The 15028-nt window shown below is 39.3% G+C and carries 15 protein-coding genes; 5 read left to right on the forward strand and 10 right to left on the reverse strand.

Going from position 1 to position 15028, the window contains the following annotated elements; translation table 11 throughout:
• The first annotated feature begins 86 nt into the window (after positions 1-86).
• Both JOC83_RS06290 and JOC83_RS06295 read left to right on the forward strand, forming a co-directional pair.
• Positions 87-839: a YiiX/YebB-like N1pC/P60 family cysteine hydrolase gene (locus JOC83_RS06290; RefSeq protein WP_205185437.1), complete on the forward strand. Its 753-nt coding sequence runs from the start codon at positions 87-89 to the stop codon at positions 837-839.
• Positions 840-901: 62 nt separating this feature from the next.
• Complete coding sequence (locus JOC83_RS06295) at positions 902-2107, forward strand: hypothetical protein (RefSeq protein ID WP_205185440.1); 1206 nt, start codon at positions 902-904, stop codon at positions 2105-2107.
• Between the two features lie 56 nt (positions 2108-2163).
• Here JOC83_RS06295 and JOC83_RS06300 read toward each other — a convergent pair whose 3' ends face one another.
• Together JOC83_RS06300 and JOC83_RS06305 are read right to left on the reverse strand one after the other, a co-directional pair.
• Positions 2164-2592: a hypothetical protein gene (locus JOC83_RS06300; protein WP_205185443.1), complete on the reverse strand. Its 429-nt coding sequence runs from the start codon at positions 2590-2592 to the stop codon at positions 2164-2166.
• Between the two features lie 35 nt (positions 2593-2627).
• Positions 2628-3317: a DUF1643 domain-containing protein gene (locus JOC83_RS06305; protein WP_239583383.1), complete on the reverse strand. Its 690-nt coding sequence runs from the start codon at positions 3315-3317 to the stop codon at positions 2628-2630.
• Between the two features lie 375 nt (positions 3318-3692).
• Here JOC83_RS06305 and trhA point away from each other — a divergent pair, with 375 nt between their 5' ends.
• The gene (trhA, locus tag JOC83_RS06310) at positions 3693-4337 is read left to right on the forward strand and encodes a PAQR family membrane homeostasis protein TrhA (RefSeq protein WP_205186031.1); all 645 of its coding nucleotides are present in this window, start codon (positions 3693-3695) and stop codon (positions 4335-4337) included.
• 29 nt (positions 4338-4366) lie between these two features.
• On the opposite strand, the gene JOC83_RS06315 is transcribed toward trhA, so the two are convergent.
• Together JOC83_RS06315 and JOC83_RS06320 are read right to left on the reverse strand one after the other, a co-directional pair.
• Positions 4367-5341 (reverse strand): TIGR03943 family putative permease subunit, encoded by a 975-nt coding sequence (locus JOC83_RS06315; RefSeq protein WP_205185445.1) that lies wholly within the window; start codon positions 5339-5341, stop codon positions 4367-4369.
• A gap of 12 nt (positions 5342-5353) precedes the next feature.
• A complete protein-coding gene (locus tag JOC83_RS06320; protein ID WP_338038875.1) occupies positions 5354-6328 on the reverse strand; it encodes a permease in 975 nt (324 codons plus the stop codon).
• A 335-nt stretch (positions 6329-6663) separates the two neighbouring features.
• Here JOC83_RS06320 and JOC83_RS06325 point away from each other — a divergent pair, with 335 nt between their 5' ends.
• On the forward strand, positions 6664-7866 hold the full coding sequence (locus JOC83_RS06325) for a DUF819 family protein (protein WP_205185447.1): 1203 nt from the start codon (positions 6664-6666) through the stop codon (positions 7864-7866).
• Between the two features lie 119 nt (positions 7867-7985).
• On the opposite strand, the gene JOC83_RS06330 is transcribed toward JOC83_RS06325, so the two are convergent.
• From JOC83_RS06330 to JOC83_RS06350, 5 genes are all read right to left on the reverse strand, one after another.
• A complete protein-coding gene (locus JOC83_RS06330; protein WP_205185449.1) occupies positions 7986-9176 on the reverse strand; it encodes an NRAMP family divalent metal transporter in 1191 nt (396 codons plus the stop codon).
• 11 nt (positions 9177-9187) lie between these two features.
• A complete protein-coding gene (pxpA, locus tag JOC83_RS06335; protein WP_205185451.1) occupies positions 9188-9943 on the reverse strand; it encodes a 5-oxoprolinase subunit PxpA in 756 nt (251 codons plus the stop codon).
• Between the two features lies 1 nt (position 9944).
• A complete protein-coding gene (locus JOC83_RS06340) occupies positions 9945-10943 on the reverse strand; it encodes a 5-oxoprolinase subunit C family protein (RefSeq protein ID WP_205185453.1) in 999 nt (332 codons plus the stop codon).
• Entirely contained in the window at positions 10933-11688 is a 756-nt protein-coding gene (gene pxpB / locus JOC83_RS06345) for a 5-oxoprolinase subunit PxpB (protein WP_378913190.1), read from the reverse strand. The genes JOC83_RS06340 and pxpB overlap by 11 nt, the downstream gene beginning before the upstream one ends.
• 296 nt (positions 11689-11984) lie before the next feature.
• Positions 11985-12893, reverse strand: a complete 909-nt coding sequence (locus tag JOC83_RS06350) for a DMT family transporter (protein ID WP_205185455.1) — start codon at positions 12891-12893, stop codon at positions 11985-11987.
• A 202-nt stretch (positions 12894-13095) separates the two neighbouring features.
• On the opposite strand from JOC83_RS06350, the gene JOC83_RS06355 reads away from it, so the two are divergent.
• Positions 13096-13269, forward strand: a complete 174-nt coding sequence (locus JOC83_RS06355; RefSeq protein ID WP_205185457.1) for a YvzF family protein — start codon at positions 13096-13098, stop codon at positions 13267-13269.
• Positions 13270-13342: 73 nt separating this feature from the next.
• Here the strand turns inward: JOC83_RS06355 and JOC83_RS06360 are convergent, their stop codons facing one another.
• Positions 13343-14668, reverse strand: coding sequence for an NCS2 family permease (locus JOC83_RS06360; protein WP_205185459.1), 1326 nt, complete (start codon positions 14666-14668; stop codon positions 13343-13345).
• Positions 14669-15028: the final 360 nt, after the last annotated feature.

The raw sequence follows: 15028 nt of genomic DNA on the forward strand, positions 1-15028 counted from the left end.
TATTTACATCTTTATGAAAAGATTGGTAAATTATAGTAGTCGACGAGGGATCCCACCCATTCATTTATTATTGCGGAGGAATGTATATGAAGAAATCGATTGTATCTTTATCTGTTGCTGCGTCATTATTACTAGGAAGTGCTTCTTTTGCGTCTGCTTCTACTTCTGAGGATTCTGTGCCTTACTTAAAAGAAATTCTAGAACTTCAACCCGATGTAACAAGTGAAGAGTTATTAAGTAGTATCGAAACTTATTCTCAAAACACAGGAATTCCTACAAAAAAACTTTTAAAAGAAGTTTACAAAGAGCTAGAGAATGATAAGAACCAAGCAAAAGAAGAAAAAGATAAAGGCAAAGAAAAAGGTGCTATAGGAGCAATGGGTGCTTCGGGTGGCACAAAGATTATCGGAAGCTCTTCTAAGTCGCACATTTACTATACACCTTCGGAAACCGCTTATTTAGATCATGGTCATGTGGGATTATACTATACAGCAAGTACAATCGTTGAATCTGTTCCGTCAACAGGCGTTCGTACGATTTCTGCATCTGTACGAAAAGTAGATTCTTCAGGTGCTGTCATTAAGTACGTGAAAAATGCAACCACTTCCGAAAAAGATGCAGCAGCAAACTGGGCATATTCACAAGTGGGAGATTCATATTCTTATAACTTCGCAACCAATCGTACAACATCTCACTATGAAGCAAAGAACTGCTCAAAACTCGTTTGGTCTGCATTCTTACTAAAAGCAGGTCTAGACTTAGATAAAAATAAAGGACTAGGCGTATATCCTCGCGATGTGCGTGATGCATCAGACACAGGATTAGTACGAAACATTTAATCAATTTCAAAGGCGAAGTCACAAATCTGTGGCTTCGTCTTTAGACGTATGATGGAGGACTTATGAAAAAAATCATTCTACTTGTTGGTATGCTTATCGCAAGTCTTGCTATTGGACTAGCAGTAAAAAATATTCTACTCCCAAAAGCAGTTGTTAGCTCTGCTTTAATAAAAGAAGAAGACTTACAGGATAAAGATTTTTTAAAGGATAAAAAAGCCGTTCTCTATCTCTCCACAACGGCCGATCAAGATTTAGATGGAAGCGGCTTAAGCTATGCTGTTTTTATTGATAAAAACGGCGAATCAAGCGCCTTACAAATGAGTGGCCTAGAGCTTGGCATGATGGCTGCTACTGAAGATTCTTTATTGGTAGAAGAAAAAAACAAAGTACGTATTATTGGTGAAGAGTACAAAGAGTTTCCTATGAAAAAAGATCAATACACAGGCTCAATGACCGGTTACCTTAAAGAAGAAGATTTGTTGTTTAGTATTCACAACACAGGCGTCAATTCACAAAAGGGAGGATATGACTCGAACATTTATTTCGGAAATGAACAATCATTTCAAACGAGCAACATTCCTCACTATATTTTAACATCAGGGCTAGAGGATCATCGCATCCATATCGTGACATCCGATGTAGAAACAAATACGTATGCACTGAAAGAAGTAACATTTACAGAATCAAAAGATGATGTACAAGTGAAGGATGTTGTCACCCTTGACATGAACAACAAAACACTCGATACTTTCTCTCCCATTCTAGCAGATGAACAGCATCTTTATTTTGTCGGAACTACATATGTAAATGATCAAAAAGACGATACATTTCTAATGCGGATTCATAAGCAAACACATACGCAAGAAACCTTTACGTTAGGAAACGATGATAATCTTGAAAATCCAACTGCCGTTATCCCTTACAACGTACGAAATTCGGCACATCTCTATAACGACTACGTTTATTATATTGACGGCCTAGGTGACGTATATGCTTTTCACACAAAAACATTAGAGCTAAAAAAAGCATTCTCATTAGGTAATAATCCGTCTCAAGACGGCGTTCGTTACAATGATGAAACCTACTTCAAAGATGGCTCTTTATTTGTTTTACGTTACGATCCAAATAAAGATGAAAAATATTACCTTGAGCACTATTCATTGGATACAGGAACGTTAAACGATACAATGGATATCAAAGGGTTAGATCGTATTTTATCAAGCGTCAAAAACAAAAGTGTTTATTCGTACGATTTAAAGCTTTTTTAACGTTAAAATGGATAGGTGAAAAGAAGTGAATTACCTCATTTGACCTATCCGTTTTTTCATTGCATAGACCCGACACGCAACAAGTTTTGTAGCTGCTCACTTAGCTTTCTAAGCGAAGGAGTAGCTTTTTTTAATAACACGCGTCGCTGACGATTATAAACACCTAATAACACTTGCTCCACTCTTAATTTCTCTTCATAGAGAAGATCAATTTTATCTTCATGTCCTTCAATGCTGATTGGTTTTAACATCGAAAATTGATAGATAGGTCCTGTATGATCAATTGTATCCATAATGGAGCAAACAAACTGCTCATCGTATGATTCATCTTCTGCTAGCTCATCTAGTAACTCTGATAACTCTACTAATAGCGCAGGTTGAATTTGTGCGTCTTCACTTACAATCGTCTCCAAGTACGTAAAACACTCTTCTTCTAATTGTTCATATAGTTGCTCTAAACGCTGAAGTAATTCTCTGCTTTTCATCTCATTCCTCCCCTTAACCTAGAAGCCTGCATGCTTTATTGTTCGTCGTTTAACTCAATTAAATCTTCAATAAACATGCTTGGCTTGTTTTTACTAGAAGGCTCATTTCCTTTAAATGATTGAATGGTTGAATAGGTTGGTTCTTTTTGTTTATAAAATTGCTCAATGTCTTCAATAAAACTTAACGACGGTTCGTTCTTTAGCGAATCTTTCGACATGTGAGCAACCGCTGAAGAAGATGAATGTAAAAATGATTTCAAATTTGTTCCATAGGAAATGCTTGAAACATGACGTGGATACGTTTGTTTGATGATACCAAAGCAATATGTCGGAACACCGTTAAGCAGTGCTTTTACTTCTTCATCACGATTGTGCATCACGCAATGCTCCCCCCACGCAGCAACCACAACTTTTGCATCTGCAATTGCATACGAGATGTAGCGATCGTTTTCATAACCAATGGCATCTTCTTTCGATAACTCACGGAGGACGGCATGATGATGCGCTTGATAGCCAAAAGCATTCACAATTTCCATTTGCCCAAATCCCCATTTTTGTGCAAAGAAAAGACATTTTTTCGTGACAGAATCATCTTTATATTCATCCGCTGTACTCGGGTGTGAAAGGATAAACGTGACTTTCCGTTCATTTACGTCGCTCCACTTTCTTATTAAGGAGTAACGATATGTCCCAGTTTCATCAAAAGTAGCCTCTCGTTTCATCATAAAAACCCACCTTTTATTTATCTTTTAGGTTTATCTTCTTTACATAACTACTTCTATATTTATTTCAAAACAGGACAGTCATGACGATTTTTTACCCGCTTCTGCAAAAAGACAGATTTTGCATCTATAAGTGTAAGTGACAGGTAAGCTCCAACTCCCCTAAAGTCTAAACAGTCGTCTTCGCTTTTCTTGGTGTCTAGCTACGCCTCCTAGCCTTTCGGTCGTTTCACTTCTGTTATTGAAACTAAAAAAACAGTTTCCCTACCAGAAGCTCCAACTCCCCTAAAGTCTAAACAGTCGTCTTCGCTTTTCTTGGCATGATGGAGAGGTTCGATTATAATAGAAGAAAGACTAATGATTGAAAGGGTTTTGTTTGTGGCCAATACGCATACGTTTACAAAAGGCGAAGAGATTGCAAATGCGATTACGCATGGCATTGGTGTCGTTTTAAGTATTGTTGGTTTAACGCTTCTGATTGTGTTTGCATCATTAGATGGGACACCTTGGCACGTTGTGAGCTTTACGATTTATGGTATTACGATGGTTCTTTTATACGTATCATCAACGCTTGTTCATAGCTTTCCAGAAGGAAAAGTGAAAGATTTGTTTGAAATTTTCGACCATTCATCCATTTACTTATTTATCGCAGGTACGTATACACCGTTTCTATTCGTTGTTGTAAAAGGAACGATTGGTTGGACGTTATTTGGGATTGTGTGGGGAATTGCGATTGCCGGCGTTATTTTTAAGGCCTTTTTCGTAAAAAAATTCCTTTTCCTATCGACGGTTCTTTACGTCTTTATGGGTTGGATGATTGTGTTTGCTTGGGGTCCATTAACAGAAAACTTAGCAAAAGCAGGCATTGTGCTACTCGTAGTGGGTGGTGTTCTCTATACAATTGGTGCTATTTTCTACGTATGGCGTGGATTCCGCTTCCACCATATGATTTGGCACTTATTTGTTTTAGGTGGTACTGTCGTTCACTTTTTAGCGATTTTACTTTATGTGTTACCTGCTTAATGAAAAAAACCGAGAATTTCTTCTCGGTTTTATTTTTTAGGGGCAACTAGTTGCTCACCTTCATAAAATTCATACACGTATGGATTGGCTGGACGTTCGATCTTCGTGATTTCTTTTATTTGAATGTATGGTAAAAGAAGTCCATTGTACTCAATTTGCTCGATTACCCCTTTTACTTTTATCCACTCATCCTCTTCGAACTTTTGTGCATGCTTTGACGTAGCAAGCGTTCCATACACAGAAGCATCTGCAACACAGCACGATAAGCCAAACCTTGCGACAACAAACTGATTATCTTCAAATTCAGGCTCTCGGTACACAAATCCATCCACTTCAATTTCTTTTCCAACAAATGCTTCTACATTGCTTTCAATGACGTTCATGACCGGAATGTATTCTTCATCCTTTACCGTGATTTTTTTCTGTTCTTTTAAAGAGGCTTCCACCTTTTCATAATACCCTTTCGGTGGATCTTGCGGAACAAAGTCTTCTGGATGCGTCAGCGGTAGTTCACCTTCTTCTGCAGGCTCTTCGATTTCACGACTTAACACATCATTCATGTATTGTTCTAGCTCATCATCACTCGTACCACTTTGATTCATCAATTCTTCACGCTGTTCAGGGGTCGGACGTTCCGTTACATTTGCACCAAACTTTATTCCTCTTTTAGCTGCCACGGAACTATCTAATACATGATCTGAGAACAAAAACCCCGTTAATACCGGTAGTACAAACATGGCATAAATCAACACACTCTGCAGTCGGCCTCCTTCATGATGATTATGACCACATTCACATGACGCTTCATTTATTTTCGTACTACTTCGCCAAATTTGAATCACACCTAGTAAAAAGAACGTAATCGCTGCGAAATAAATAAATGGCTGCATTTTTGGGGCTATAAAGTGAATAATGTCTCCTGTAATCATTAACTTAAACATAAGCAGTGCAAATCCAATTAAAATGATGCCGCGGATATAATGAAGAAACTGTAAATCTTTCATGCTTCTCCCCTCCTAGACAAAGCTCTGATAAAGTAAAATGGCGACGTAAACAGCAACTGTTACGATGAAGATAAAACCAATTGCAAATCGCTTCTTAAAGAACGCTAGCATCATAATCGTATTTTTCAAATCGATCATCGGCCCGTACACTAAAAAAGCAAGTAGTGATCCTGCGCTAAACGTATGCGCAAATGACGAAGCCACAAATGCATCCGCTTCTGAACAAAGAGACAGCACGAACGCAAAGGCCATCATCACGGCTGGGGCAATGATATCACTGCTCGCGATTTCCAGTAGAACTTGACGGTTTAAAAACGTTTGAAACAAACTCGCTACAAATGCACCGATTATTAAATACTTCCCCATATCAAAAAACTCATCACTTGCATGATACAACGTTTGCTTGAACTTATTCCCTTCCACCTCATGACGATGCTCATGTACCGTTTTTAACTGATTGTTATTTTTAAAAACAACATACACAATTAGTCCAATCACCATACAAAGAAGAAACGCAAGTCCCATCCGTCCATATACAATAGATAGATTGGTTTGAAAAGCATAGTAAGTCGACATAAGCACAATTGGATTGAGAATCGGGGCACCCACTAAAATCACAACCCCTACATGAAGAGGCATTCCTTTTTTAATAAGCCTTCTCACAACTGGAATAATCGCACACTCACAAACTGGTAAAATGGCACTCACAATCGCAGCCGGTAACAGAGCTGCATAGGCATTCTTCGGAATGAATCGCTGCAGAAGCTCCTCCGACACAAAGGTTTGAATGAGAGCCGATGCAAAGACTCCTAGTAAAATAAAAGGTAGCGCCTCTAGTACAATACTTAAAAAGATTGCATTCACGTTTAATAGAGAGGATGGAACCTCTAACTCTAGCTCATTCATATCTAAAAAGAAAAAGCAGTATCCAAACAACAACAGCAACAACAACCCTACTACTTCTTTGCTTACTTTTGAAAGTGTCACACGCTTACCTCCCTTGTTAGTAGATACATATGCTAGATTTCCAAACACTATGAATGAAATCTACGAAATAAATCAAAGTGATTACGATTTATTCTGTAGAAAAGAATTTGTCACTTTTCTATTGAACTACTAAAGAGGGATCATCCACGCTACTTAAAAGACCTTTCGTATTCACGTCTCTTTTTTATCTTCTTTCCCAAACAAAAATCTTAATCTTATGAAAAATAAAAGAAACCGATTACTTTATAGTATGATAGAAATACGTGTTTTGAAATCACTATTATAAATATGAAGAAACACGACGTTTTTTATACAACAGAAGGGGGTTCATCTAGATGTTTGCAACAGAAAATGGCGCATTGATCCAAGATCCTATGGCGCTCATGGCATACTTAGCTGCCTTAATTGGAGCAGTGTTCATGCTCGCACAATGGAAAAATAGCGCAGTTCAAAAGTTTTTCCATTACGCTCCACCACTTATTTGGGCATACTTTTTACCGATGATTTCAACTACGCTTGGGATTACACCATCATCATCATCCTTGTATGATTTCGTTTCTACGTACATCCTACCATTTGGTCTCTTACTTCTTTTACTATCAACAAACGTTCCAGCAACGTTACGTTTAGGGCCAAAAGCACTTCTACTCTTTTTAGCAGGTACACTTGGGGTTATCATTGGGGGTCCTATCTCTCTAGCGATTTTCCAACCGTTTTTACCAGAAGATGCGTGGAAAGGTGTTGCCGCTCTAGCAGGAAGCTGGATTGGTGGTTCTGCAAATATGGCTGCATTAGTGGATGCGGTTGGTACACCTGAAGAGATTTTATCACCAATTATTGTCGTGGATACAGTCGTTGGTTATAGCTGGATGGGGATTATGATTGCTCTATCATCTCTTCAATACAAATTTAATAAATGGAACAAAGCTGATAACCAAATTGTTGAAAAATTAAACGAACAAATTGGTGAGCTTGAAAAGCAAAATGCAAAACCACTTGCCATTCCTCAATTACTAGGAATTTTAGGTCTTGGCTTTGGTGTTTCTTATGTGATTCGTAAATTTTCTGAAACGTTACCAGCAACGTCTGTTTTAAACGCTTCAACATGGACGATTATGATTGTTTCAGCAATCGGAATCGCTTTATCGTTTACGAAAGTGCGCAAATTAGAAGATTATGGTGCAAGTAAAATCGGCTACGCTGGTATTTACCTACTTCTTACAACAATTGGAGCAAAAGCGAACTTAGTGTACGTTGTAGATGCACCTCAATATATTTTAATGGGCGCTGTTTGGTTAGCTATTCACATTCTTGTTATTTTCCTTGCTGCACGCTTAATGCGAGCACCGATGTTCTTCATCGCAGTTGGTTCACAAGGTAACATTGGTGGGACAAGCTCTGCACCCGTTGTAGCATCTGTTTTCCAACCAGCATTAGCACCTGTTGGTCTTCTCATGGGAATCGTCGGAAACGTTGTGGGTACCTATGCCGCTGTCCTCACAGCTTACTTAGCTGAAATGGTATCGAAAATGGTATAGTGTAGTCAATCAGTATCCCTGCCTCTTCTATTAAGAAAGAGTGCAGGGATTTTTTTCGCTACATTTCTACATAAAAAAATCAGCGAAGAGAAACCTCTTCACTGATTCATACATTCTACTTATGAAAACAGCTGTGGCAATTGATTGATAAGCGTATAGCCACCCATTGCCGCCATGACAACAACAACAAAACCACCAAAAATCGTTAACCATAATGGATGCTTATAATCGCCGATAATGTTCTTTTTATAGGCTGCAACTAAGATGGTTCCTAGCGTTAATGGTAAAATAAGTCCGTTTAATGCTCCTGCCAAAATAAGCAGTTTAACTGGCTTTCCAATTGATATAAAGATCAATGTCGATACAACAATGAAGCCAATAATCACCCAGTTTTCATATTTGACAATTCCTTTATGAAACGAACGAATAAACGTAACCGACGTATAGGCTGCCCCAATAACCGATGTAATGGCAGCAGATGCCATCACAATGCCAAATAATTTGTAACCAACGTTGCCTGCTGCTAGTTGAAACACAGATGCTGGCGGATTATCTGGATCTAACGTTAACCCTTGGCTCACAACCCCTAAAGCGGCTAAGAATAAGAAGATACGAATTAACGAAGCAAGACCAATTCCAGAAACGGCACTTCGCGTAATGGACGGAAGAGCATCTTTCCCTTTTATTCCTGCATCTAATAAACGGTGACCACCTGCAAATGTAATATAGCCACCTACTGTTCCTCCAACCAGCGTCACGATTGCAATGATATCAATTTTGTCAGGCGCAAATGTTTTTACAACTGCCTCACCAACGGGTGGAGAAGATGTGAATGCCACATAAATCATCAATACAATCATCAAAAACCCAAGAATTTGCGTAAAGCGGTCCATAAGTTTTCCAGCTTCTTTGACTAAAAAAATGACAATCGCAATCGCAGCGGCAATGATCGCCCCTACTTCACTTGATACACCAAATAATGCATTAAAGCCTAGACCAGCTCCCCCTACGTTTCCAATATTAAACGTAAGGCCGCCAATCACAATTAAGATTGAAATTAAAACACCTAGACCTGGCAACACTAAGTTTGCGATATCTTGCGCTCGCTTTTCTGAAACGGCAATCACACGCCAAACGTTCAGCTGTACCCCAATATCTAATAAAATGGAAATTAAAATAACAAAACCAAAGCTAGCTGCTAACGTTTGTGTAAACACCGTTGTTTGTGTCAAAAATCCTGGTCCTACTGCAGATGTTGCCATTAAAAAGGCGGCTCCGAGCAGGACGCTCCAATTACGTTCTCTCTTCATCTTTCTTCACCTCATTGAGCTATAATTTCAATCTTTTCTTCACGTAATACGTTGTTAATATGACGAGCAAACGCCAAGGCATGCGCGCCATCACCATGGATACAAACCGTATCCGCTTGAATTGAAATGTCTTTCCCTTGCTGCGTTAACACTTTCCCTTCCTTTACCATGCGCACAACTTGTTTGACTGCTTCTTCATCATCTGTAATGAGTGCGTTGGGCAATCGTCTAGATGTTAATGTTCCGTCTTCTTGATACGTACGGTCTGCAAACACTTCACTTGCTACTCGTAAGCCCACTTTCTCACCAGCTTTAACAAGTTCTCCACCTGCTAATCCATATAAAATCACATCTGGATTTACACGATATACTGCCTGTGCAATCGCTTCTGATAGCGATGCATCCACGGCAGCCATATTGTAAAGCGCTCCGTGAGGCTTCACGTGATGCAGTGCTCCACCTTCTGCTTGTACAAACGCAGAAAGAGCACCGATTTGATACATCACAAAATCATGCGCTTCTTCAGGGGAAACAGCCATGTTGCGACGACCGAATCCAGCTAAATCAGGAAAGCCTGGATGCGCACCAATCGCCACATGATGCTCAAGGGCAAGCTTCACGGTTTTACGCATGACACTAGGATCTCCTGCATGAAATCCACACGCAATATTAGCCGAGGTGACATAACGTAAAATCTCTTCATCATTTCCAATTGTGTATGCGCCAAAGCTTTCGCCTAGATCACAATTCAAATCAACCTTTACCATGTTATTCTCCTCCTCTTTTCACACGTAACGCCCATTTTATTTCGTTGATTTTCTGTTCCTGCTCTATGTATAGCTTTTCTGCTTCTGTCAGGGAAACTTTTTGGAAAGACACTTTTTTCCCTGGAGCGGTTTGGCCGATTTTGCCATAGTCCGCGCTTATCACTTGTGCAATACGTGGGTATCCACCAGTTGTTTGGTGGTCAGCTAGTAAGACAATTGGATTTCCATCGGCTGGCACTTGAATCGTTCCAAACGTAACTGCACTCGAAAGCATTTCTTCTTGCTTAGCCAACGTTAATTCCGCTCCTTTTAATCGATAACCCATCCGATCTGACTGAGGTGTAATGTGAAACGGTTCATCAAAAAATTGCTTCTGACTTTCTTCTGTAAATAACTCATACTCTAAGCCTTTTACAACTCGAATGATGGGTGCGTCCTCATAAGTTGGCAACAAGTGTGGAGACAATGTCCAAATCGCTTGTTGTAATCGGCTTTGTTTTAACTCCTGTAAAAATGGTGTCGCTTTGTCCGTTATGTCACCACATGAAATCACATCTCCAGACTGTAACGCCTTCCCATGTAAGCCACCTAGCTCCGCACGTAAATACGTTGATTTACTTCCCATCACTTCTTTAACCAAAAGCCCACCAGAAACAGATAGGTACGTACGGCATCCTTCAACGGGCAGTCCAAATTCTAATAAGCTGCCTTTTGAAACGAGAATGGGACGCCACATTCGAATCGGCTTTCCATCAAGCTTCGGCGATAGGTTACCACCTGTTAACGCAATAAGATGATCGTCCTCAAATTGAATTTTTGGTCCCATTAATGTGATTTCAAGACTTGCTTCACCCTCGTGATTTCCTACGAGCAAATTGCCCACTCGTAACGCAAACGGGTCCATTGGTCCACTTTCGATAATGCCTTCTTTTTGATAGCCACGTCTGCCTAAATCTTGAATCGTTGTAAGTAGGCCAGGCCTTACAATTTTAAGACTCACGCTCTCTCTCCTCTCTTTCCTGATACTCTTCTTTTGAAATGGATGTAAATGTCACAATATCACCTGCTTGAAGCAAACTGGGCGACTCACGATATGGATTAAACAACGATACAGGTGTTCGACCAATAATCTGCCAGCCCCCTGGTGTTTCAAGTGGGTATACACCTGTTTGCGAACCGGCAATTCCGACTGAACCTTTTGGAATCGCTGAACGGGGATTTGTTTTACGAGGAGCAGCAATGTTGTCATTCATCCCACCAAGATATGGGAACCCAGGTGCAAACCCAATCATATAGACTAAGTATTCACCAGCTGTATGGATTTGTATGACTTCATCTTTTGAAAGCCCATTGTGCTCAGCCACAAACGCTAAGTCTGGACTAAATTCCGCTTCATAGCAAACTGGAATTTCAATTTGTCTTGCTTTTACTTCCTTGTTTGTGTCTACTGCTTTTAACAACTCTTCTACAATCGTTTTTACTTCTTCATACGCGCTTTTCACTCCACCCTTACTAAGCACCCAAGGGTTATAATAAAGCGTGACTGTTGTAAAAGCAGGAACATATTCAATAAGTCCATCAAAAGGATGCTTATCGAGCTTTGTTACGAATGTTTTGACTTTTTTGTGTATCTCTTCACTAATTTGCTTTCCAAACGCAACGACAATCGCCGCATCACCTAGTGGAGATAATTGAAAAGATTGATCTATACGTTGCAAAAAATCTCCCCCTTGTTTTTTGAACATCAATCCACTTAATTAGTGTCAATCGAATGAATGTTTATTAGTTATCTTATATTTATATAAAACACATATATTTTCTACTAAAACAAATATTCAAAAAAAAAACAAGAGGTGCATCACCTCTTGTTTTATGTTATAGAGAAAAATGATAGTTATTCGCCAAGTCTTATGCCCTATGGAGCTAACGTGGTTTGTTTCGCTTTTCTTCTTGTCTAGCTACTCAAACCAGCTTCTACGGTCATTTCACTTCTAGAGCTGAAACTAAACGACAGTTTCTTCTCCAAAAGCTCCAACGCCTCTCAAGCCTGAACAGTCGCCTTCGCTTTTCTTCGTTCCATGATTCCGCTTCCCATTAGTACGCCTGCTACGATGAGGAGGAAGGCAAGAAGTTGTTCGGTTCGGATGGCTTCGTTTAGGAAAATAGCTGAGCTTAGAAGAGCGAAAAATGGGTTTAAGTTCCCAAAGATAGCCGCCTCGGCTGCTCCGATGTGCTGAACTGCCTGGTTATACATCATATGTCCAAATGCAGTCGCGATTAGCGCTGATCCAAAGAAAATGGCCCATACTCCCGCACTTCCTTGGGTCATTGTTTGCATGCCTCCTGGTTCAATTACGAAGCTAATCAATAACAAAAAGAACGCGCCCGTCACAAGCATCCACCCTGTCATCAGTCTTGCATCTAAGGTCGTTGCTGCTTTTTTAATAAAGACATAGCTGACTGCTTGTGTGACAAGTGATAAGAAAACAAATAAGTCACCAATTGCTCCAGTGGTCACCCCGCCACTACGTGTTAACACAATAAACACGACACCTGTAAAACCAAATAGAACACCGAGAAACCGCAGAAATGTCAGCTTTGTTCCTAAAAACAAAACGGCACAAATCGTCGTTAAAATAGGTGCCATTCCTAAAATTAGCCCACCGTTAGAGGCACTTGTTTGCTTTAAACCTAAAGATAAAAAAACGTGATGACCCACCACATTCAATAAACCAACAAGCGTAATAAAAACAAATTCCTTCTTTGAAAGATGACGCGCCTGCTTTGTTGCATATAAGAAAAGCAACACAAATAAACCGGCTATAAATACCCGAATGGCTGTCATTGTTACAGGAGCAAAATTTGTCACAAGTATCTTTAAGGCAACTACATTCATTCCCCATGCAAGCATAACGAGCACAAGTAAAAGATATACTTTATACTTCTCCATGTCCCTATCTCCTGTCTATATTCTCAATTTAAACGGTTCACTTAACGTTTACTTTCATTCTACTCCTAATTTATATGAAAATCTAGATTTTCATATACCGAAATAATCAATGCGTGAAAAACTTCAGTAGAACGCCTTTACGAATAGTTTTTATCTTGGTACACTGTTTGTTCATTGATTTGATGTGAAGGGGTTTTTGTGGATGGTTCAGGTTCGATTGCTGGGAACTCGTGAGGAAATCGATAAGATGGTGAAGAGTTTTGAGAAGACGTATACGATTGCACATAAAAGTGAAGAGTATACACGGAGCAATAATCCGAAGTATCAAAACCGAAAGGATATCCGTGTCTATCTTGAAATGAGTGTGAAGAACTGATTATTTCCTAGACAATAGTCAACATAAAAAGCAAGAATCCTACAAAGTTATGTAGGATTCTTGCTTTTATTTATCAATGGGACATCATAATAAAATTAATAATAAAGGCTGCAGTAATGAAATACATCATCCAGTGTACTTCTTTTTTTCTACCTGTTAACACTTTTAATAACGTATATGAAATAAATCCAAATGCTAGTCCTTCAGCAATACTGAAAGTGAGTGGCATCATAAGGATGGTCAAAAAGGCTGGAACGAATTCTGTAAAATCATCAAAGTTCACGTTTTTGATATCACTTAACATCAGTGATCCGATAATAATTAACGCTGGTGCTGTAGCCACTGATGGAATAAATTGAATGAGTGGCGCAAAAAACAGTGTTAAAACAAATAGCATCGCTACCGTAAATGCTTTTAGCCCTGTTCGTCCACCTTCTGCAATCCCAGTTGCATTTTCAATGTACGTGTTTAGCGCTGTGCTTCCAAACATTGCACTTGCCATTGTTCCAACAGAATCAGCCGTTAAAGCACGATTAATATTTGGAATTTTACCATTCTCATCTGTTAAATTTGCTTTTTTAGATAATCCAATTAATGTTGCTAACGTATCAAATAACTCAACAATGGTGAATGAAAACACAACGGAAAATACACCATATGCAATAGCTCCCTTCAGGTCCATTTGCATAAATGTATCTGCAATACTAGGTGGCTTTAGAGAAAACACGTCACTTATACCAGTTGGAGTCGCTTGAAAGCCAACAACCATCGCCGCTGCCGTAGTGACGAGAATACTAACAATAAGTGCTCCTTTTACACGCTTTGCCATCAATACAGCTGCTAATAGTAAACCAAATAGAGCTAAAAGTGGACCTTTTGCTGTCACGTCTCCTAGTCCTACATAAGTTGATTCATTTAATACAACAAGCTCTGCATTTTTCAGTCCAATAAAGGCAACAAACAGACCGATTCCGACCGCAATGGATGCTTTTAGCACATTCGGAATGGCATCTACAATTTTTTCACGTATTCCTGTAACGGTTAGTAAAAAAAAGAGAATTCCCGAAATGAAGACCGCTCCGAGTGCCGTTTGCCACGACAACCCTTGTCCAAGTACAACCGAATAAGCAAAAAATGCATTCAGCCCCATCCCGGGACCCGTCACAATGGGGAAATTCGCCCAGAGTGCCATAATTAATGTACTAAACACAATCGCATAAATCGTTGCTGCTAGCGCTGCGTCTCTTGGAATTCCTGCATCTGATAAAATTAATGGATTGACGATAATGATATAGCTGATCGTCATAAATGTCGTAAGTCCAGCGAGCACTTCTCGCTTCGCTGTTGTATCACGTTCAGATAGCTTAAATAAACGCTCTAGTAATCCTTTTTGTTCCAAACATACGCGCCTCCTCATCTTCTTCAAACACAAAAAAGCCTACTCTTAAAATGTACAAACCTGCCATTTTCACTAGTAGTACTTTGAGTCAATTAGTCAAATCTTTTGTCCTATTATAGTCCTAATTATGAAAGATTCAAGATGGAAAACGATATCAAATAAAAGTCTTTATGTTCTTAATATTTCGCATTTGCATCGGGATGATTAAAAAAGGCAAAAAAAGACCTAGCTACATATGTAGCTAGGCGTGCGGATTCACAAAGAAATCCAAGATTACCTTTTTTAGAGGTTATACGAAATCGCAGGAGAATAATGTGATCTTGATTACATCTTATGCTAGTTTTTACATAGGCGCTACAA

The sequence above is a fragment of the Priestia iocasae genome (genome assembly GCF_016909075.1).
Classification (GTDB): domain Bacteria; phylum Bacillota; class Bacilli; order Bacillales; family Bacillaceae_H; genus Priestia; species Priestia iocasae.

What these genes read in the sequence shown, in the direction of transcription:
- JOC83_RS06315 (WP_205185445.1), bottom strand. Translation starts at nt 5,341, where the DNA reads ATGAAAGATTTACAGTTTCTTCATTATATCCGCGGCATCATTTTAATT.
- JOC83_RS06305 (WP_239583383.1), bottom strand. Translation starts at nt 3,317, where the DNA reads ATGATGAAACGAGAGGCTACTTTTGATGAAACTGGGACATATCGTTAC.
- JOC83_RS06330 (WP_205185449.1), bottom strand. Translation starts at nt 9,176, where the DNA reads ATGAAGAGAGAACGTAATTGGAGCGTCCTGCTCGGAGCCGCCTTTTTA.
- JOC83_RS06325 (WP_205185447.1), top strand. Translation starts at nt 6,664, where the DNA reads ATGTTTGCAACAGAAAATGGCGCATTGATCCAAGATCCTATGGCGCTC.
- JOC83_RS06295 (WP_205185440.1), top strand. Translation starts at nt 902, where the DNA reads ATGAAAAAAATCATTCTACTTGTTGGTATGCTTATCGCAAGTCTTGCT.
- pxpB (WP_378913190.1), bottom strand. Translation starts at nt 11,688, where the DNA reads ATGTTCAAAAAACAAGGGGGAGATTTTTTGCAACGTATAGATCAATCT.
- JOC83_RS06355 (WP_205185457.1), top strand. Translation starts at nt 13,096, where the DNA reads ATGGTTCAGGTTCGATTGCTGGGAACTCGTGAGGAAATCGATAAGATG.
- JOC83_RS06350 (WP_205185455.1), bottom strand. Translation starts at nt 12,893, where the DNA reads ATGGAGAAGTATAAAGTATATCTTTTACTTGTGCTCGTTATGCTTGCA.
- JOC83_RS06300 (WP_205185443.1), bottom strand. Translation starts at nt 2,592, where the DNA reads ATGAAAAGCAGAGAATTACTTCAGCGTTTAGAGCAACTATATGAACAA.
- JOC83_RS06290 (WP_205185437.1), top strand. Translation starts at nt 87, where the DNA reads ATGAAGAAATCGATTGTATCTTTATCTGTTGCTGCGTCATTATTACTA.
- pxpA (WP_205185451.1), bottom strand. Translation starts at nt 9,943, where the DNA reads ATGGTAAAGGTTGATTTGAATTGTGATCTAGGCGAAAGCTTTGGCGCA.